Origin of the sequence: Lysobacter sp. Hz25, assembly GCF_046097045.1 — a bacterium.
GTDB lineage: Bacteria > Pseudomonadota > Gammaproteobacteria > Xanthomonadales > Xanthomonadaceae > Lysobacter > Lysobacter antibioticus_B.
In genome coordinates this window covers 176,454-196,255 of record NZ_CP175666.1, presented here as the reverse complement: position 1 = coordinate 196,255, position 19,802 = coordinate 176,454, and the positions used below count along the sequence as shown (strand labels likewise).

14 protein-coding genes are annotated in these 19,802 nt (G+C 66.0%); 3 read left to right on the top strand and 11 right to left on the bottom strand.

What is annotated here, in order from left to right:
- Positions 1-11: 11 nt before the first annotated feature.
- The 6 genes from ACKN61_RS00805 to ACKN61_RS00780 all read right to left on the bottom strand — a co-directional run bounded on the left by ACKN61_RS00805 (position 12) and on the right by ACKN61_RS00780 (position 4,778).
- Positions 12-830 (bottom strand): kanamycin nucleotidyltransferase C-terminal domain-containing protein, encoded by an 819-nt coding sequence (locus ACKN61_RS00805; protein ID WP_408951869.1) that lies wholly within the window; start codon positions 828-830, stop codon positions 12-14.
- A gap of 163 nt (positions 831-993) precedes the next feature.
- Positions 994-1,332 (bottom strand): hypothetical protein, encoded by a 339-nt coding sequence (locus tag ACKN61_RS00800; RefSeq protein WP_057972045.1) that lies wholly within the window; start codon positions 1,330-1,332, stop codon positions 994-996.
- A 209-nt stretch (positions 1,333-1,541) separates the two neighbouring features.
- Positions 1,542-1,715: a hypothetical protein gene (locus ACKN61_RS00795; RefSeq protein ID WP_408951868.1), complete on the bottom strand. Its 174-nt coding sequence runs from the start codon at positions 1,713-1,715 to the stop codon at positions 1,542-1,544.
- Positions 1,716-1,727: 12 nt separating this feature from the next.
- Entirely contained in the window at positions 1,728-1,898 is a 171-nt protein-coding gene (locus tag ACKN61_RS00790) for a hypothetical protein (protein WP_161786072.1), read from the bottom strand.
- Between the two features lie 446 nt (positions 1,899-2,344).
- Entirely contained in the window at positions 2,345-3,550 is a 1,206-nt protein-coding gene (locus ACKN61_RS00785; protein WP_408951867.1) for an acyl-CoA desaturase, read from the bottom strand.
- Positions 3,551-3,857: 307 nt separating this feature from the next.
- Positions 3,858-4,778, bottom strand: coding sequence for a CHAD domain-containing protein (locus ACKN61_RS00780; protein WP_408951866.1), 921 nt, complete (start codon positions 4,776-4,778; stop codon positions 3,858-3,860).
- Between the two features lie 64 nt (positions 4,779-4,842).
- Here ACKN61_RS00780 and mutM point away from each other — a divergent pair, with 64 nt between their 5' ends.
- The 3 genes from mutM (at position 4,843) to ACKN61_RS00765 (ending at position 9,350) form a co-directional block, all read left to right on the top strand.
- Positions 4,843-5,655 carry a bifunctional DNA-formamidopyrimidine glycosylase/DNA-(apurinic or apyrimidinic site) lyase gene (gene mutM, locus ACKN61_RS00775; RefSeq protein ID WP_408951865.1) on the top strand — a complete coding sequence of 271 codons (813 nt, stop codon included), beginning with the start codon at positions 4,843-4,845 and terminating at the stop codon, positions 5,653-5,655.
- Between the two features lie 169 nt (positions 5,656-5,824).
- A complete protein-coding gene (locus ACKN61_RS00770; protein WP_031370611.1) occupies positions 5,825-6,397 on the top strand; it encodes an ECF-type sigma factor in 573 nt (190 codons plus the stop codon).
- A 127-nt stretch (positions 6,398-6,524) separates the two neighbouring features.
- Positions 6,525-9,350, top strand: a complete 2,826-nt coding sequence (locus ACKN61_RS00765; RefSeq protein ID WP_408951864.1) for a protein kinase domain-containing protein — start codon at positions 6,525-6,527, stop codon at positions 9,348-9,350.
- 154 nt (positions 9,351-9,504) lie between these two features.
- Here the strand turns inward: ACKN61_RS00765 and ACKN61_RS00760 are convergent, their stop codons facing one another.
- The 5 genes from ACKN61_RS00760 to ACKN61_RS00740 form a co-directional block, all read right to left on the bottom strand.
- Positions 9,505-11,664, bottom strand: coding sequence for a M66 family metalloprotease (locus ACKN61_RS00760; protein ID WP_408951863.1), 2,160 nt, complete (start codon positions 11,662-11,664; stop codon positions 9,505-9,507).
- 511 nt (positions 11,665-12,175) lie between these two features.
- Positions 12,176-12,721, bottom strand: a complete 546-nt coding sequence (locus ACKN61_RS00755; protein WP_408951862.1) for a DinB family protein — start codon at positions 12,719-12,721, stop codon at positions 12,176-12,178.
- A 482-nt stretch (positions 12,722-13,203) separates the two neighbouring features.
- Entirely contained in the window at positions 13,204-15,489 is a 2,286-nt protein-coding gene (locus ACKN61_RS00750) for an RHS repeat-associated core domain-containing protein (protein WP_408951861.1), read from the bottom strand.
- 8 nt (positions 15,490-15,497) lie between these two features.
- A complete protein-coding gene (locus ACKN61_RS00745) occupies positions 15,498-18,620 on the bottom strand; it encodes a DUF6531 domain-containing protein (protein WP_408951860.1) in 3,123 nt (1,040 codons plus the stop codon).
- Positions 18,610-19,734 carry a Fic family protein gene (locus ACKN61_RS00740; RefSeq protein WP_408951859.1) on the bottom strand — a complete coding sequence of 375 codons (1,125 nt, stop codon included), beginning with the start codon at positions 19,732-19,734 and terminating at the stop codon, positions 18,610-18,612. The genes ACKN61_RS00745 and ACKN61_RS00740 overlap by 11 nt, the downstream gene beginning before the upstream one ends.
- Positions 19,735-19,802: the final 68 nt, after the last annotated feature.

The following is a 19,802-nucleotide window of genomic DNA, read 5'->3' as shown; positions in this document are numbered from 1 at the left end:
ATCGGCGCCGCTCAGCGCTCCGACGCCGCGCAGCGCAGTTCCAGCGCCTCGTTCAAGGATGCGGCGTGCGCCCATTCCTCCAGGCCGGTCCAGACCCGCTCCACGGCCATGCTCAGCACCACTTCGTCGCGCAGATCGCCCTGGCCCACCAGGCCGAACAATTGCGCTGCGCCGTCCGGCCCGGGCAGGTCGGCGGCCTCGTCGAACATGGTCCCGCTCGATGCGAACACGTGTCGCTCGGCCAGGCCGATCAGGCAGGCCAGGTGCTGGGCGAACTCGCAGGCGAGCAGGGACAGCGGTTTGCGCGCATAGCGATTGCGCAGCTTGCCGACCAGTTCGTACAGCTCGCCGACCACGATTTCGGCCAAGGCCGCGTCCACCGCCTCATCGTTCGGATGCGCGGCGAGCGAGCGCAAGGTCTCGACCAGGGCGCCGTGGTCGGGCGCGATCCACAGCGCGCGCGCATGCACGAACTGGCCGTGGCTGAGCGCCCAGCCTTCGTCGACTTCGCGCGCATAGGCCTCGATGGCGGTGCGCGACATCAGGTTGAGCTCGGCCTTGCCGCGACCGTGCACCCATTCCAGGGTTTCGTCGTAGTCGGCGCCGAGGGCGTCGTCGTCGAGCACCGCCCACAGTTCGATGTCCGAGTACGGGCCGTCGCCGTCGCGCGCGGTCGAGCCGTACATGGCGACCGCGAGCAGGCGCTCGCCATGGACCTGACGCAGTCGTTCGACGATCAGTTCGGCCAGTTCGCGGCGTTGTTCGGAAGTGACCGATTGGGGGCCGGCGAACAGCGTATCGAGTTCGCCGCGGGGCAGTGCGTAATTCATCGCGACTAGGTATCACGCGCGGCGCAGCGGCGGCAATTGCGCAATCCGGGCAATGCGACGGGCTGCGGAGAATTCGCCGGATGCGCATCGCGCAACGCGCCGGAAACGCGACGCCCGTGGCCTTAGCGTTCGCCTCGGCCGAGCGAGCCGTTCAGGCCGGCGATCACTGCGGGGGCGAGGCCAGTTCGCGCGCGTCGAGCCAGCCGTCGCGGTTGCGATCCTGTTTGCCGAAACGCTCGGCCAGGGTCAGGCGATGCTGCTCGCGCGACAGCGCGGCGCGCGCGCCGCGCCCGCTCGCGGGCTGCTCCTGCGCATCCAACTGGCCGTCGCGGTTGGCGTCCATCGCGTCGAAGGCGTAACTGAGCCAGTCCTGGTACTCGAGCAGCGAGATCTTGCCGTCCTGGTCGCCGTCCATGCGCGACAAATAGTCGCCGGTCGAGGCGACTTGCTGGGCCGCGCAGACCAACGGAACACAGAACGCGATCGCAATCAGTCGGCGCATGCACGGGAACCGGGTGGCGCCGGGAACGGCGGCTTTGCCGCGCAGCCTGACGCGGGCGGCAGCGCCAGGCAAGTCCGGGCCGCGGATCGCGGGATCCCGCGCCGCCGGCTCGGCCGACCAGGGTTGCCGGCGGCGCGCGCAGGCGACGCCGGCAACACGGGTGCGCACGGCGCAAGGCCGGTCACGCACGGATCATCGACCGCCTCGGATCAGGAATCGTCCATGCAGCAGGCGAAGCGATTGCCGCCGAACTGGCAGCCGGCCTTGGGCGCGCAGCCCTCGGCGTACTTGTTGTCGGCCTGGGCCGCGCCGAAACCGACCGAAGCGGCGAACAGCGCGGCGATCGCCAAGTACTTCATGCGGGTGCTGCGGAAAGTCTTCATGGTTCGCCGTCCTCAGGGCAGCATGCAGCAGCCGACGCGCTGGCCGCCGTACTTGCAGCCGGCCTTCGGCGGGCAGCCTTCGCGGTAGGGACTGTCGGCCTGGGCCACGCCGAAGCCGATGCCGGCAGCGAACAACGAGGCCAGCATGAGCAGCTTGATGCGCTTGCTACGGAATACCTTCATCTGTTCTGTCTCCTTTGCTTGAAGCGCGGCCCCGTCCCTGGCGCGCGGCGCGTTCACGGGTGGCGGGTTCGTCCTTGCAATGACGTCGGTCGCGTGCGGCGCAGGGCGGCACGGGCAGGCAGGAAAGAGGGAATCGGAAGCGGCGCGCGGACGGCGGCGATGATCCGAGCTGCGGTGGTCCGGGCAACGATGTCCCTGCACATGCGGCATCTCCTTATGCGGCGCGGGACGCGGTCCGGCGCGGCGACTCCATTCCTGCGCACGCTACACCCTCGCCGGACGGCAAATGCTGATGGGCGTCGCGGTCCTGAAGGGGCTGCCGCGCGGGGCGGCGGCCGAGCCATCGCGCGCTGCACGGCGCGCTGCCTGTGCGGCAATAAAAAACCCGCGCATCGCTGCGCGGGTTGTTATTGGAACGACCCAACCGGCGAACCGGCTTCGAACGCTCAGTGGCGCGCCGGCGCCAGCGCGTAGCCCTTCATGCGCGCGGAGAACGCCTGCAGCGACTGGATGCCGGTGGCCTCGGCGTCGACGCACCAGGCGTGCAGACGGTTCAAGGTGGCCTGCGCATCGTGCGAACGGTCGTCGAGCACTTGCGCCAGGCGCTGGCGGAACTCGGCCAGGGTCGCCATGCGCGGCCGCTCGTCGATCCAGCTCTGCAGGCGCGCGCGCGCGCCGTCGTCGAGCCAGCGGCCGCCGTCGGCCAGGCCCTTGCGCAGACGGCGCGGCAAGGTGCGCATGCGGTCGCCGGCGTGCGCGGCTTCTTCGCGCAGGGTCGGCAGGGTCACGCTGCGGTAATAGTCGGTCATCGCCTGGAAGCGGATCGCCAGCAACGCGCGCAGGGTTTCGGTGTCCGGCATGGCGATGTTCGGGCGCACGTCCAGGGTCGGCGCGACGCGCAGCACCTTGGCCAGGCGCACGGCCTGCAAACCGCGGATCGCCGCCCAGCCGATGTCGAACTCCCACTTGCGCAGGGCGAACTTGGCCGAGCTCGGGAAGGCGTGATGGTTGTTGTGCAGTTCTTCGCCGCCGATCCAGAAACCCCACGGGGTCAGGTTGGTCGCGGTGTCGGTGGTCTCGAAGTTGCGATAGCCCCACCAATGGCCGAGGCCGTTGACCACGCCGGCGGCCCAGAACGGAATCCACACCATCTGCAGCGCCCAGATCGCCACGCCGGCGAAGCCGAACAGGGCGAAGCTGATGAATAGCAGCAAGGTCGGGCCGAAGGTCGCATGCGGCGTATAGAGCTTGCGTTCGATCCAGTCGTCCGGGCAGCCCTTGCCGTATTTCTCGATGTCCTCGCGCTCGCCGCGCGCTTCGCGGTAGAGCTCGACGCCGCGCCACATGACCGTGTCGATGCCCTTGAACTGCGGGCTATGCGGGTCTTCCTCGGTCTCGCACTTGGCGTGGTGCTTGCGATGGATCGCCGCCCACTCCTTGGTGATCATCGAGGTGGTCAGCCAGGTCCAGAAACGGAACACGTGCGCCAGCGCGGGATGAAAATCGACCGAGCGGTGCGCCATCGAGCGATGCAGGTACAGCGTCACCGACATGATGGTGAGCTGGGTGACCGCGAGGAAGTACACGGCGAGTTCCCAGAAGCCGGCCTGGACCAGGCCGCCGGCAAGGAAATCGATCAGGGAAGCGGGCATTTCGAAACTCCGACAGACCACGGGGGCCGGCCCGAAGCGGCCGGTCCTGAGCAAATGATGCCACCCGGCGCGGACCCTTCGCGCCGGTACGGCTCTGCGATGTGATGGGGTCGTTTATTCCAACGGGCAAGGACGCCCGCAACGGGCGCGGCCGAAAGGGTTCAGCCGGCGCCCGCCGACCGGCGGTCGCGGCTGCCCGGCCCAGCCTGTCTTCCGCCCCGTTTTGCTCCCTCTCCCGCCTGCGGCGACCGCAGGAAGTGCAAAGCCGGGAGGGTGGGGGTGAGGGGCCAGCAGCGAGGAACGGCCCCTACTCCGAGCCGCGCCCTTCCTCGCCCCCATTCACGATTTCCCCGCGCGACCGCGCCAGCTCGCCCTCGGCATAGCGCCGCAAGGCGCCGCGGTCGGCCTTGCCGAACACCGAACGGCGCCCGCAATGGTCGAGCAGCAGGTTCAGGTCCTGGGCCGCGCCGAGGCGCTCGATCGTGTGCTTGTCGAACTTCGGCGCATCGCGGCCCAGCTTGGCCGCTTTCAGGGCGCGTTGCTGCTGCGACAACCGCCGCGCACGCCGGCGCCAGTCGTGCCAGTCCTCGTCCACGCCGCTGCGGCGCGCGCGTTCGGCGCCGCGGGCGACCCGCGCCAGGCTGGCGGTGACCGCCCCGCGCCAATCCTCCGGCTTCAAGCCGTCCCAGGGCAGCGCCCGCAGCGCGGCGCGCAACACCCGCAACAGGGAACGGCGCGCGCCGAGCTCGGGGTCGTCGGCGCGGGCTTGGTGCGCGACCCGCGCGCGCGCCTGCGCGGCGCGGCGGCGGGCGCGGCGCAGCAGGGTGCGCACCTCGGCCTCGAGCGACAGGCGCAGCAGACGGTCCAGGGTTTCGACCAGCGCATGGGCGTCGCGCAATTCGGACAGGTCGCGATTGAGCCGGCGCAACTCGCGGTCGACCAACACCGCGCCCGGACCGAGCGCGCCGCCGCCGAGGGCGACGGTGGCGCGGACCCGCCGCAGCCCCTTGCGCGCCAGGTGCACGCCGGCATGGATGCGGTTGCCGCGCCAGCCCAGGGCGTCGAGCGCCATGTCGATCTCGGCGCTGGCGAAACTGCGCAGGCGCCGACCCGGCGGGTGCGCGGCCGGATCGTCCGGCGCCTTAGCGGCGAGCGGTTCGTCCGGCGCCTTCGCGGCGAGCCGGGACCGGTGTGCGGCGGCTTCCTCGGACGCGGGCGCGTGCGGCATGAAGCGACTCCCAGTTTCGGCCTTCGAACGATGCGCGGCCTGGCCGGAATAGTACCCTTGCCGCATGCCTGAATTGCCTGAAGTCGAAACCACCCGGCGCGGCCTGGCGCCGCATCTGGAAGGCCGCCGCGTCGTCACCGCGATCCTGCGCCGCCCCGACCTGCGCTGGCCGATCCCGCTGCAGATCGAAGACACCCTGCCCGGCGAACGCATCGACGCAGTGCGCCGCCGCGCCAAGTACCTGTTGCTCGACACGGCCGCCGGCAGCGCCCTGCTGCACCTGGGCATGTCCGGCAGCCTGCGCGTGCTGCCCGCGGACACGCCGGTGCGCGCGCACGACCACGTCGATCTGCTGCTCGATTCCGACCAGGTGCTGCGCTTCAACGACCCGCGCCGCTTCGGCTGCCTGCTGTGGCAGGCGCCCGGCGAAACCCACGAACTGCTGCGCGATCTCGGCCCGGAGCCGCTCTCGGACGCCTTCGACGGCGACTACCTGTTCGAGCTCAGCCGCGGCCGCAAGGCGCCGGTGAAGACCTTCCTGATGGACCAGCGGGTGGTGGTCGGGGTCGGCAACATCTACGCCGCCGAGGCCTTGTTCGCGGCTGGGGTGTCGCCGCTGCGCGCGGCCGGCAAGGTCTCGCGCGACCGCTACGGCGAGCTCGCGGCCTCGATCAAGGACATCCTGGCCTACGCCATCCAGCGCGGCGGCACGACCCTGCGCGACTTCATCAGCCCCGACGGCGCGCCCGGCTATTTCGAGCAGGAGCTGTCGGCCTACGGCCGTGGCGGCGAACCCTGCCCGCGCTGCGGACGGCCGCTCAAGCAGGCCAGCATCGGCCAGCGCACCACCGTCTGGTGCGGGCACTGCCAACGCTGAAGCGGCGACCCGGCGCTGCCCGCCGCCGGGCCGGCTCGTCCGCACCGTCGGCAGGCGTTACGGGCGCCGGTTCCGGACGGACGGCGCCCGGGTGGCGCGGGCGATGCCACCCCGGTCGCTATCATGTGAAGATGAACGCGCTATAGTCTCCACCGAGTCGAGGGGCGATATGGCCGAAAGCGCTGACATCACGATCCTGTTGGATGCCGCCCGCGAAGGCGATCGCGGCGCACTCGATCGCGTGCTCGCGACTCTGTACCAGGAGTTGCACACCATGGCGCGGCGCCAGCTCGCCGGCCAGCACGGCCAGACCCTGGACGCGACCGCGCTGGTGCACGAGGCCTACCTCAAGCTGGTCGGCCGGCGCGAAGCGCAGTTCGACGATCGCGCCCATTTCTTCGCCTACGCCGCCTCGGCGATGCGCAGCGTGGTCGTCGACTACGCGCGCCAGCGCTTGGCGCAGAAGCGCGGCGGCGATCTGCACCGCGTCACCGAGTTGCCCGACGACGTCGAAGGCGGCCTGCGCCTGGACGAGGACACGCTCGGTCTGGACACCGCCCTGACCAAACTGGCCGCCGTCGATCAGCGCCTCGCCCAGGTGGTCGAGCTGCGCTATTTCGCCGGCCTCTCGGAACTGGAAATCGCCGCGCTGCTGCAACGCTCCGAGCGCAGCATCCGCCGCGACTGGCAGAAGGCCCGTCTGTTCCTGCTGGCCTCGCTGCAAGACGAGCCCAGCCGCTGACGCACGGTCCGCGCCTGCCGCGTTCCGTCACCGCCCCGGCTGCCGCCGCGCAGCGCGCCCGCACACCATGCGCATCGTCATGATCCACATCGCCGACGACCGTCGTATCGAAACCGACTGACCGCGCATGGATGCCGAACGCTGGCAACGCCTGTCCCCTTTGCTCGACGCGCTGCTCGAGCTGGACCCGGTCGCACGCGCCGAACGCCTGAGCGAGTTGCGCGCCGACGACGCCGAATTGGCCGACCAGCTCACCGAGTTGATCGCGCTCGAAGAAGGCCACGAGGATTTTCTTTCCGAGCCCCTGGTCGCGCCGCAGAACACCGGCATGCGCCCGGGCGTCGAGGTCGGCACTTACCGCCTGGAAAGCCTGCTCGGCGAAGGCGGCATGGGCCAGGTCTGGCTGGCCTCGCGCGCCGACGGTCTGTACCAGCGCCGGGTCGCACTGAAGCTGCTGCGTCCGGGCCTGGCCGACACCAACCTGCGCACGCGCTTCACCCGCGAACGCCAGATCCTCGCCCGCCTGGCGCATCCGCACATCGCGCGTCTGCTCGATGCCGGCATCAGCCGCGACGGCCTGCCCTATCTCGCCCTGGAGTACGTCGAAGGCGAGCCGATCACCGACTACTGCCGTAACCAGCGCACGCCGCTCGACAAGCGTCTGCGCATGTTCCAGCAGATCTGCGACGCGGTCAGCCACGCCCACGCCAACCTGATCGTCCATCGCGACCTCAAGCCGTCGAACATCATGGTGACGCCGGCCGGCGACGTGCGCCTGCTCGATTTCGGCATCGCCAAGCTGCTCGACAGCAACGACGTGCCGCTGCCCGAGCAGACCCGCACCGGCGCGCGCGCCTTCACCCTGCACTACGCCGCGCCCGAACAGGTGCGCGGCGAGCCGGTCACCACCATGACCGACGTGTATTCGCTCGGCGTGGTGCTGTACGAGCTGCTCACCGATTCCAAGCCGTACCGACTCAAGCGCCAGACCGACGCCGAGTGGGAAGAGGCGATCCTCGCCGCCGATCCGCTGCGGCCTTCGCAGGCGGTGCTGCGCTACGTCGACGCCGACGACGCCGAGGTCGATCCGAACTCGGTGCGTCGCCTCGCCCGCCAGCTCAGCGGCGACCTCGACAACATCGTCCTCAAGACCCTGTCCAAGCGTCCCGAGCAGCGCTATCCCTCGGTGGAAGCGCTGTCGCTGGACCTGCAGCGTTTCGAAGCCGGCCGGCCGGTGCTGGCGCGGGCGCAAAGCCTGCGTTACCGCTTCAACAAATACGTCGCCCGCCATCGCTGGGCCTTGGCGACCGCGGCCCTGGTCACCCTGGTGCTCAGCGCCGCGCTAGGCATCGTCGCCTGGCAGGCGCGCGAAGCGGTCGGCGAAGCCAGCCGCGCCCAGGCCATGCAGGACTTCATGGTCGGCCTGTTCGAAAGCGCGCGCGGCACGCCCGAGGGCGAAGCGCTGGACCTGCGCGGCCTGCTCGACGCCTCGGTGATCCGCGGTACGCGCGAACTCGCGCGGCAACCGCGCGCGCGCGCCGAGCTGTTCGGGGTGATCGCGCGCATGCGCACCAGCCTGGGCGACTACAACGAAGCGCGCGCGTTGCTCGACCGCCAGGCTAGCATCATCGCCAGCACCGACGACGACATCCCCGAAAGCCTGCGCCTGGAATCGATCACCCAACGCGGCAAGGTGCTGCGCCTGCTCGCTCAGCCGCGCGAGTGCGCGGCGCTGATGCAAACCGGGCTCGACCTGGCCCGGCGCGAACAGGCGCAATTGCCGAACCAGGCCAGCGAGTTCTATTCCGAACTCGGCCGGTGCCGGCAGGCCAACGGCGAGCGCCAGGGGGCGCGGCAGTTGTTCGAACGTTCGCTGGCGTTGCGCCGCGAAATGCTCGAGAACAGCGACATCGGCGAAGTCGAGAACCTGATGGATCTCGCCAGCCTGCAAGCCGATGCCGGGCAGAGCCGCCAGGCCCTGCAGGGCTTCGAGCAGGCGCGCCGGCGCCTGCAGCAGAGCGTGGGCGATCGCCACCCGCTGCAGGTCGAAATCAGCCGCAACCTGGCCGCGCTGCGACACGACCTCGGCCAGCTCAACGACGCCGAACGCGATGCCAAGGAAGCGCTGGCGATCGCCCTGGAGGTCAACGGCGGCCAGCATCCGGCCACCCTGGCCGTGCGCCGCCAACTCGCTGCCTTCCACATCGAACAAGGCCAGTACGTGCAGGCGCAGATCGAGCTGGAACAACTGCGCAACGTACTGACCCCGCGCCTGGGCGCCGATCATTCCGACCTGGCCGGCCTGCACAGCAGTCTGGGCCTGATCGCCTGGGAACGCGGCGACGTCGATCGCGCCCTGAGCGAACTCGAATACGCGGTGACGATTTCGCGCAAGCACCTCGACCGCGGCCGCCTCGCCGAGGCCCTGTTCGCGCAGGCCGCGGTGCTGCATGCGACCGGCCGCAACACCATGGCGCGGATTCTGCTCGACGAGATCCGCGCGCTGCGCGTGACCGAGTTCGGCGCCGAGCACGGCCTGGTCGGCGACACCGAGCGTCTGCTCGGCGATGTCGAGATCGCGCTGGACCAACGCGACCGCGGCATCGACCACTTGCAACGCGCGGTCAGCCTGACCCGCAAGAGTTATGGCGAGCGCCACCCGAACACCCGTCACGCCGAACTCGACCTGGCCCAGGTGCAGGCGCTGTCCGGCGATGCCGCCGCGCTCGCGCACCTGGATTCGCTGTCGGAACTGCCGACCACCGACGAAAAATTGCGCGAACTCGGCTGGCGCGCGCAGGCCTATGCCGCACAGGTGCGTTGTCGCGGGCCGCAGCGGGGGCAGGCACGGGCGACGCTCGACGGCCTGCTGCGCGGCATCGGCGACGCGCGACCGGACGGCAGCGAGGTCAAACGCGAAGTGCAGGTCATACGCGACGCCTGCAGCGGATAGGCGGCACTCGCGGGTTCGCTCGCCTGGCCAGCGAACGGCGCGCCGCAGTCGCCGCAACACCTCATGAGGGCGCGAAGTCCCGACGCAGGGCGCATGCCCCGCCGCGGTTGCGGACGGGGCAGGGCGCGATCGCGACGATCCGACGCCTGCGGCGTCAGCGCCTGAGCAAGCTGCTGAGCCAGGCGCGCAGATGCAGGTCCGCCGCCGGTTGCGTCGCCGACGCTTCGCTCGCCGGCGACGCGGCCGGGCGCGGCGTGGAGGCGCAACGCGGCTCCGGTGCGGCCTTGAGCGGCACCGCGACGGTCGCAAGCTCAATGCAGGCGGCATCGTTCGCGCCGGCTTCGGTGGCGCGGGCGCTCACCGCCGGCACCTGACGCGACAGCAACACCGTCGGCGCAGCCGGCAGGCCTTCCCACCCCTTCGGCGAATCCAGCAGCTCGATCCGCGCGATCGCCTTGTCGGCGGGCACGTTGACCACCCAGGTGCGGAAGCTGTCGCCGTTGTTGGGATCGCCGGCGCTGGCCGGCGGCGCGGTGGTCGGGCCGAACCAGGGACGGAAACCGCCTTGCAGCAGCACATGGCGCACGCCGCCATCGGCATAGGTCACGCGCAAGGTGTAGTCGCAGCCGCCGTTATGGCAGTACCACGCATAGGTCCCGGTGTTCGGCACGATGCTCGCGCGCTGCGCCGCATCGGTGGGATCGATGTAGCGCAGCAGGTTGCCGCGGAAACCGATCGGCGGATAGATCTGCGAGACGTTGGCGGTACCGGCCCGGCTGTAAGCGACCGCGATCGCCTGCACCGGCACGTCGCGCCGCTCCGGCAAGCCCTGGTTGAAGCCGTACAGGCCGTTGTCGGCGGTCTTGGGCGCAACGTCGATCCAGCGCCGGTCGATCCCGTCCCAACGCTTGTAGCCGCCCGGGAAGGCCGCATCGGCGACGATGCTGCCGCCGGAGTACACGCGCGCGCCGTTCTTGTCGGTCGCGGTGGTGCCTTCCAGATGGCGCTGCATCATCGCGACGCTGTAATCGGAGAAGGTCGCGAAGCGGTAGCCGCGCGCCTCGTCGCCGGAACCGCTCTGCATCGGGTCCTGCTTGATGCAGCGGCCCTGCGCATCGAGTTGGCGCGGCGTGCTGTCGAAGGTATCGCCGGCGCAGTTGCGATAACGCGAAGCGGTGGCCGGCACGAACGGCGCCAGGAACTCCTTGCGCGTGCTGTCGTAGCCCCACACCGATCCGTTCAAGCTGCCGGCGAGATAGGGGTACTTGCCGTCGGTGTAGGCGCCGCCCTGGTGCGGCAGGCCCATCGCGTGGCCCTGCTCATGGATGAAGATGCCCGAGTAGCCATGATCGCCGACGCCGGTGTCGCCACCGATCGAGCCCAGGCCGCCGCCGGGATGCTTGAGCTTGCCGGCGGCATCGAACAGGATCAGCGGCGCGTAGTACTGCACCGGCCCGGAGGATTCGCCGTTGGCGGCGAGCAACCCGCCGAGCAGATTCAAGGCGGCGCCCATGACCTGGTAGCCCGCTTGTTCGTCGTCGGTGCTGCGCGCCAGATAAGCCGGTTTGCCGCCGCTCGGCGCGATCGACAAGGTCGGCCACACCGCGCGCTGCGCCGGATGGTTCTGCGCGACCACGCTGGCGACCGGCCATTTGGCGAAGATCTCGGTCACGGTGGCGGCATCGGGCGCGCCGGAGGTCGCCAGCGGCACCGAGTTGCTCTCGTTCGCACCGAACAGATACAGCGGCAGCACGCGCAGGGTCACCGGGCTGTCGGCGCCGATCGTGGGCGAGCGGAAAGCGCCGACGCGATAATTGTCGGCGCGCACGCGCAACTGCAAACCGGGCACCAACCACGCCGCCGGCAAGCTCGCGCTGTAGCGCGCGCCCGGATAGGCCGCGCCGCCGGCCTCGGTGGCGGGGATCGAAGCGGACACCGCAACGGTGCCGAGTTGAACGCCGTTGGCCCAGCCTTCCAACTGCGGATTGCCGGCGTTGTCGGCCGACAGGCGCAGCAGCGCGAGCGCTTCGCGCCCGCCGACCGCATGCAGCCGCTCCTTGGCCTGGCGCAGAGTCCAGCTCAGCCCGGCTTCCGGCAGCACGTGGGTCTGGGCGAGTTCGAGTTGAGCGATCTCCAGCGCCGCCGCTCCCGGCGGCGGCGGGGGCGGCGTAGTCGGCGGCGTGCCGGGCGGCGTGCCCGGAGCCGGCGCGGTTTCGCCGCCTTTCTTGTCGCCACCGCCGCCGCCTCCGCAGGCGCTCAAGCTCAGTGCGATCGAAAGCCACAACGCGGTTGTGGTGAAGCGAGGTGTCTGCATGCTGGTTCCCCCTGTGGCACGAACCTCTGCGCCCGCGCCAGTGAATGGCGTATGGATGGAGCATCCTGCGTATGAGCCGTCGCCGATCGGCGCGATCGTCTCCCCACGATCCGGCGGGCCGCATCATACCCATGCAATCGTGACGCGTCGTCGCCATGCGCGGCTTGCGCACGGCCAAGCGCGACACCCGCGCATGTGCAACCGCAGCACTGCCTACGTTTCGTTAGCACAGCTCGTCGCGAGCACGCGCACGGGATGCGCGAAGTCGCATGCGTGAGCCGTGACTGCGCGCACAATCCGGAGGCAAGGATGCGGCACCACGACGATACGAGCGCGACGCACCGCAGCGCTGCGCTGTCGTATCGGCAACATCGGCCATACCCACGAAGCCGTCGCCCGCATGGCCAAGAATCGTGCACTGCATGCGGATTTGCGCGAAGCGGGCCGCGTACTCAGGCCGCGTGCAGCAGGCAAGGCCGTTGGCGCAGCACGCCTGACGAAACCTCGGCCCTCAGTTCGGCGCGTGCTGCGGCAGCAGCAGCAATAAATCGGTCGCGCCGACGTCCACGCCGGCCTGGGTCAACAGCGTCGTGACCTGGCCGCGGTGATGGGTTTGGTGGTTGAAGAAATGCATCAACAACCCGCCGAAGTCGCGATGCGAAACGACGCCTTGGGTGTTCGCATAGGTCAGTACGTGATCGAGGTCCGCATCGGTCAAGCAGCCTGCCCAACCCTCGATCCGCGTATCGAGCTCGCTTCGCTGCGCCTGCAAGGGCGCGAGACGATCGTGCAGTTGCTGATCGATGGCGGTCGGCGGCGCCATGTTACGAATCGGGTCCAGCGCCTCGAAACGCGTCGGATGATAACTGGCGAAACGATGCAGCCAGATCAGGTCGGCCACCAGCAGATGATTGAGCGTACCAAGGATCGAACCGAAGAATGCACCGCGGTCTTCGCTTAAGGCCTCATGCGATAGACGCGAAGCCGCTGCGTACACCTTGTCGTTCATCCAGCGGTTGTAGCCGGCCATCAGCGCCGCGTGTTCGCACAGCTTCATCGTGGAGAACTCCTTGCAGCTATCCAGCTGCCGTGCCCCTAACCCACGAAAGGCATCTGCTTAATTTCTCTTGCGCCAGTTGATGAGTGCGCACGGCGCCAAGGCGCCCGCATCGCAGCTGACGAACATCCGCAACCAACTGAGCCCGCATGCGCGATAGGCGAGCGCTCCTCGGATTGTAATGCACTCATCTTCAAGTCCAATACCTTGCTCCTCGCGGCGGGCCGAAACCCGTCCTGCGCATCGCCGCCGGCCATAGGCAGGTTTTAACCAGCTTAACGCCTTACCGCGGCTTGGGCTCAGTCCAACCGAGCTTTGCGGCGATGTAAGACACTGCCTTAGAGACAACAAAGAACCATACTAGAGCGAAAACGACGGTCAACCCGCTGTCCCTAAGGGCAGGGACATGCCATGCCATTAGCACCCCTAAAAAATACAAGCCAAGGAACGTCACAGTAGCGGCTAACTTCTTCATACAGGCCTCATTGGCCGGCTGCGGGGAGAGCTACAGCCGGAGCCAATACTCCAACTCCCGGAGCCGGACAACTATAGCGCTCCTTATAGTCGGCAATTCCATTCTTATCACAATCCAATTCGGCGCACCCCATTTCCGTCGGCTCCATCAATGCGATAAACACGCTCGCCCTTCCGAGCAGCGTAGTAGGCTTCGGCACAAAATCGCCATACTTATTAACGCCCGTCGTACCTAACGAAGCCTTCCCAATCAACACACCGGTGATGAGTCGTTCAAGCAGGGAAACTGGGCTCGACGGGGTCTTAGTGATAATTCGTCCATAGATAGGCTTATATCCAGCTAACGGATCTCCGGCCAGCCCCAAAGGGTCAACCAAGTTGACCGGATTTCCCTCAACATAGACATATGTATTAACTCCGCCATCCAGCCCGATGGGATCAGATTGAGTGTACCTGCCTACACGAGCATCGTAGTAGCGATATCCATTGAACCAAAGTCCGCTTTCCTCGTCGTAGTACTGCCCCGGAAAACCCACCTTGAGCCCACCTATCTGATCCTGCGTTACCCGACGCTCGAACGCATAGTTGGCCGATCGCCAGATCGAGGTCCGGTTCCAGTCGGTTACGACTTCCGGCCGTCCAAGCTGGTCGCCGTGGACGAAGCTCAGTGCCCGATTGGTCTGGACTAAGCCGACCAGTTCGCCGCCCAGCCAGATGTAGTTCCGAGCCCCGGCAGCCGATCGCTCTTCGAGTATCTGATGGCCGTCGTAGGTAAAACGCACTTCGCCAGCGGCATTGCTCTTGGAGATTCGCTGATCCAAGGCATTGGTTGCATAGCGGGTCACCCCCGCAGGCAAGCTCAAGTATCCGCTGACCGGGTTGTAATAGCTGATCGGAACGTCGCGCTCGATCTCGCGCAGAAAGTTGAAGGCGTCGTAGCGGTAGACCGCCATGGAACCGCCCCAGGCTTGTCCGATACGGTTGCCGAGCTGATCGTAATCGTAGATCTGATGATCGTTAAGCAGACGGTTGCTGGCCGAATGGATATCGCCCGGCATCGACACTACATGGTCGGAGCCGTGAATCTGCCAATCATGATGGGTCCGGTTGCCGTTCGCGTCGTAGGCGAAATCCTCGTTCGCCTGATGGGCACGTAGCGTGGCCAGGCGCCCCAACTCGTCGTAGGTGTAATTCTGACTCGCTTCGGCACGAGCACCGTTCGTGATCGCGGTGATGAGCCCGTTCGCATCGCGCCCAAGGGTGAGGCTTTGGGCGACGTCTTGTGTATCGCCGGCGCTGATGCCGGTAACGTAGCCGTTCAGATCGTAGTTATGGTTCCGGTTGAGACCATTGCCGTAGGTCCAACCCGCAACTTGCCCGGTGGGCAAATAACGGATGCCGGTAACGACCGATGCTATCTGCTCGCCTGGGAAAGCGGCACGGATCGCGGACAGACGATCCCATGAATACTCATGCTTCACCACCAGGCCGTTGGGATGAGTCAGATCGACCACACGCCCCTGCGCGTCGCGACCGTAATGGGTCCAATCGTCGTGGCCGCCCCACAGCTGGCGTTTGATTGCTACGTCGCCTTCCGGCGTGTAACCGAAGTGGACGACGCTGCCGGGGCCGTCGGCATTGCATAGCCGGCCCTTGCCGTTGCCGCACCAGTCGTAGCCGTACCGCCGCACTTCGCTGCCGTTGCTCACGCTGGTCAAGCGCCCTAGCGCATCGTAATCGTAGTTCAACGCCGAACTGTCGTTGCGCGTGGTCTTACGTCGCAAGCCGGCCGCATCGTACTCGTGCCGCGTGGTTCCCGTGTCCGGGCTAGCTTGTGTTAGCAGCTGACCGAAACCATCGTACTGATAGGTGGTCGGCAACTGCCTGGGATCGACTACTTCCACCGGCAGACCGGCTAGATTGTAAGCGACTCGCGTACTGCCTCCCTTGGCATCGGTCGTCTTTACCGCTCGATTCAATGCATCGTACTCGTACGTGGTCGCGCGCCCCAACGCATCGGTCGCGCTGATCATATTGCCGCCGACGTCGTAGACATAGCTCGCTTGAAGCTGACCATCGGCTGCGTGCTGGCGGATCAACCGTCCGAGTTCGTCGTATTGAAAGGTAGTACGCGAAACGACTTCCGATTGGGCGATGGCCCATGGCGACCATAACGGTAACAACAGCAGTGCGGACCATGCCGTCTTCGTTCCGATTTTGCTCATCGAGGCTTCCTCGCCTTTTAACCTGGTCGCCAGACTGTTGATCGGGCCGCCCGCATTGAGCGCGAACATGGTGCCTCTCATCGCGGCACCTCGCAGTACGCGTCGGTGCACTGGTAGTACGGGTCTTCGACCGTGATATCCCATGCGGTTGTAGCGCCGAACCAACCCGCCGCATCACTCCGCATTCGGCCACCGAGATGGATCAAGCCCTCCCGGTCCGCGTAAACATTGAAGTTGAACGTTGCAACCGCCCCAGGCGCGACCGGACTGGAGAGCGGCAATCTTTCCGGCATGCTGTAAAGGTATGAGTTCTTGCCGAAAGAATAAGTTTCGCCGCCCGATGCGCCCCAGGTCACGTCGCCGGTGTTGCGAACTCGCACTGTGACATTGGCCGTTTCGCCCAAGTTCATGTAGTTCGGCGCGTCGTACGAGACGATCTCGGCGTTATTGCCGATTCCCGGAATCGCATGCGCTCCGGAGCCTGACAGTAACTTTTCCTGGGTCGACGTTACCGCATGAACATAAATCGATTTTCCGGCGTGTTGTCGGCGGAAGTCAGTACTCAGAGCGATGTTGAATCTATGCGCATGGTTGCTGCTCTCGCAGGCCTGCCCGACCGCTGCTTCGGCAGCGCCATCTGCGTGATAGGCACCGATGAACGTTCCGCTGCCAGCCGGCCCTCCCAGGTAAAGATGCACATCAATAGGTCCGGCGGCGCCGACGGTGCACGCCCATCCGTTCAAGAAGTAATTCCATGCGCTATCAGGACCGACGCCGTCGATGGTTCCGGCGAAGCCCAGCGCGGGAACCGCATGCACATTGGATCCAGTCAGCATCAGATTCTGCGCACCGTCCCCGGTCGGCGAGATGCCGAACGCAGTGATGGCCTGTCCACCGCGCTGTTGCCGTATTTCCATAGACAAGGGAACCGTGAACCGGTAACGGGTGCCCTGCGTCCCGCATGCCGCCGCCACTGCAGGCTCGCTGTCTTTGTCCGCGGTGATGCTGACCAGAAAGGTCCCACCTGCGTAAACATGGACATCGATCGAACGGGTCATGCCGGTCGAACAAGCCCAGCCTGAGACGTAATGGACCCCGCCTGACTGGAACAGTCCGTCGATGTTGCCGGCTATTCGTGTATCCGACGGGTAATCGGCTCGCGACACTTCCACCGTCGTTGGCTGAGACATCGCATTGAGCACGTACCGTCGCCGCGCATAGCTGCCATCCGGCTCCTTGCGGTACACATCGGTGAGTCGGCGAGCTGCGTCGTAGACATAGCGTGTTTCTACCCCGTCGGCCGAGATAGAAGAAGCAAGCAGCCCGTGAGCATAATAGTTCTTCGTCTCAGCAGTCCCTCGCTGGGTGATCTGGCGCGTACTCAGCACCCGCCCACGAGTGTCATACGAGTACTCGACAGCCTCGCCGTTCGCGCCTTCAATCCGTCCTGGAAGGCCAAGGCCGTTGTGATTACTGTAGCTGGTGGCGTTGCCGAGGCTGTCGCGCACGGAAAGCAGGTTGCCGGTGGACGAGTAGGAGAACACTTTCGCGTCACCGTTGCCGGGCAGCGGTCCATCGACGGTGACCGTTGCGATCTTCCCATTGCCGTGATGGGTGTAGGTGTAGTTGACACTGCGCGTCTGACCGGACACGCCGTGCACTGACAAATTCTGGCTAATCACCTCAGCAGGACGGTCGTCCTGATCGTAACGATAGGTCACCTTGTTCAGCCCCACCACCTTGACCTCGGCCATCCGCTCCTTAGTCGGATCCCATTGGTACTCAGTGACACGCTGCTGCGCGGTACCCGCCGCCTCGGTGAGCCGAGCCAGCCTTCCGCCCGATGAGTAGTCATAATCGGTGACGTTACCGCGCGGATCGGTGACGCGGTCCTTGCTGCCGTTGCTGTCGTAGGTGATTGAGCTGACTGAGCCCGAACACAAAGGCGAAGCATGTCCGGTTACCTCGGTCAGACGGCCTTTGTCGAACAGATAGGTCGCCTTTTTCCCAAGCGGATTGGTTTCGACAACCTTGGTGACGCTGCCGTCGCTCTGCGCCAGGGTGTACTCGAACTGGGACTTTTCGACCCCACCCGCATGTTCGCTGGATATTGGCACCCTGCGCGCAAAGTAGGGAAACTTGATCTCCCCCCAATGGAAACGTGAGTAACGAACGCCGTCGTAGGACTTGCCGGTCAACTCTCGCTCCGAGTCGTAAGCCGCCGCGCCGTCTTCAAGGCTGTAGTGGTAGGTCAGATTCACGCCGTCGGGATAGATGACGTAAGTCGATCCCTGACGACTGTCGCCACCGTACTGATAGAGGTTTCCGGCTGGATCCGTGACTTTGGCCAACTTCTGATTGCTGTACTCCAGCGAGATACGCTTACCGGAAGTATGAATGACAGCCGACGGCTGGTAGGGCGTGCCGCCCGGTGCGCCGTACACGAATGTCCAACCGACTCCACGGCCGTTCTCGATTTTGCGGATTCGGTAGGCTCCGTTGCTTTCACCGAGTTCGTAGTGTTCGACTACGCCGTCGCCACGATGTAAGGCATAACTGCCTCCCCCAATGGCAACCACGACATAGCGCCGCGGATCTGCGCGCTTCTCGTAAAATCGGTCGCCCACCAGAGTTCCATCAAAGTAGATCGACGAACCATCTGGCCGACGCGCGACCAGGGTGCCGCCCTCGAACTGGTAATCGAAGCTAGTCAACCAGACGTTGCCGGTGACGGTGTAGTAATGGTCGGTAGCGTTATGGTTGTAAGTCCGTTCGAACAGCAGCGGAAACTCCAGATCCGAATCCGCAAAATCCAGTTCGAATTCGGCCTTGTTGGCGTTGGACAAGTAGATCGGATTGGAACGTCCGACGTTCTTGTCGCAGTTAGTTCCCTTGTCCTTTCCGGTACCGGGATCCGGTGGGCTTTCTTCGTAGTACTGAGGCGTGTCCTGAGGCACCGTACTGTGCGCTTCCCAACTCCCATAGTTGCGCATGTAAAGCGCACCATTGACGACCGATCGAGGAAACCGGGGGAAAGGCGACGTGACCTGCAAGCCAGGTAGATCATGCGGCGGCGGATCGGATGCAGCAGCCGGCATTGGAACCGTTGCCATCGCTGTGGCGAATAGAATTGCGCCGATGGCGTATCTAAGCTCTCCTCGCCCACGCGCACTTAGCTCACAACCGATATCAGGCCTCATTCCTCGATCCTTTATAGATTTCTTTACGAGCGGCGGCGCCAGCAGCGCTCACTGCATCTGCAGCCAGCGCCAGCGGTTCCGCCATATCGATCCATGCCGCCCCGGCACGCACACCGAGCAGTCCCGTTTCTCGCAGGCGTTCCGCGCACCCCGTCGCTGCGCGCGTGGACAGACCGCAACGCGCCCGCAGCTCCGCCAACGCAAGACCACCTTCCGCGTACAACTGCACCATCAGGCGTTCGCTCAGTCTTCGTGACCCACGCGCCGCCGCGCGTACCACATCATTGACTTCATCGAGCAGCCCGACCAACTTAGGAGTCGCGTCTAAGTGGACGAACAGCGTCCGCTCGAACGCATAAAGCGCTGCCATATACGTATCCGCTCCGGCTCGACGCGCGTCCGGCCAGATTCGTTCGCAAAGCAACTGGTTCTCGGCACTCAGAAAAACGGTCGCCGACATGGCAGCGCGACCTTCCTTGCGCATACCGGCATACATTGCCAACGCGCGGGACCACCTTCCGTTGCCGTCGACAAAAGGATGGGCATGTACGGCGCAGAAGCCTACCAGCGCGGCAATAGCGGCAGCATCGACGGATATGTTCTCCGAACCGAGCGAGCCTGCGATTTCCTCGACGAGGTTCGGCAGCTCAGAGGCAGGCGCGAATATGTGCTTGGCCCGACTCGCAGTGGGGCCGCCTACAAATGAAATTTCTTCGCGCAGTCCCTTAATCCCGGGCGAAATCGAACGCGCGAATTCGATGAGCTGCTCAACGGACGTCCATGCGGCGGGCTGCAGCCAAAGGCCAGCCAGGCGTCGGGCCTGCTCGATGTCCACGACCTGGCCGCTGCTCAGGCTGGCCAAGCGCACCAGAATCAGGCAATGGTTGGAATCCCGCGAACCGAAGCTGTAGTTCCGAGCGATCGGAGCCGTCCCAAAGCGCCTCAAAAGCTCATTGAGTGGGGCCGGCGTGAAATACGTAAGCGGCACGCCGGTGATAGCGGACGGCACGCTGTCAAAGCGCCCCATCGGCACACTCGCCGAGGACGTCGCCCCCACGTCTTGCTTCTTGCTTCCAGCATCCACTGGCCGCTGCATCCCTGCCCCCTCAGGCATTGCATCGCTTCCCTAAGCAATGGCCGGGACAGGATAGTTATGCGCTAATCGTCACGCAATATGTGCCG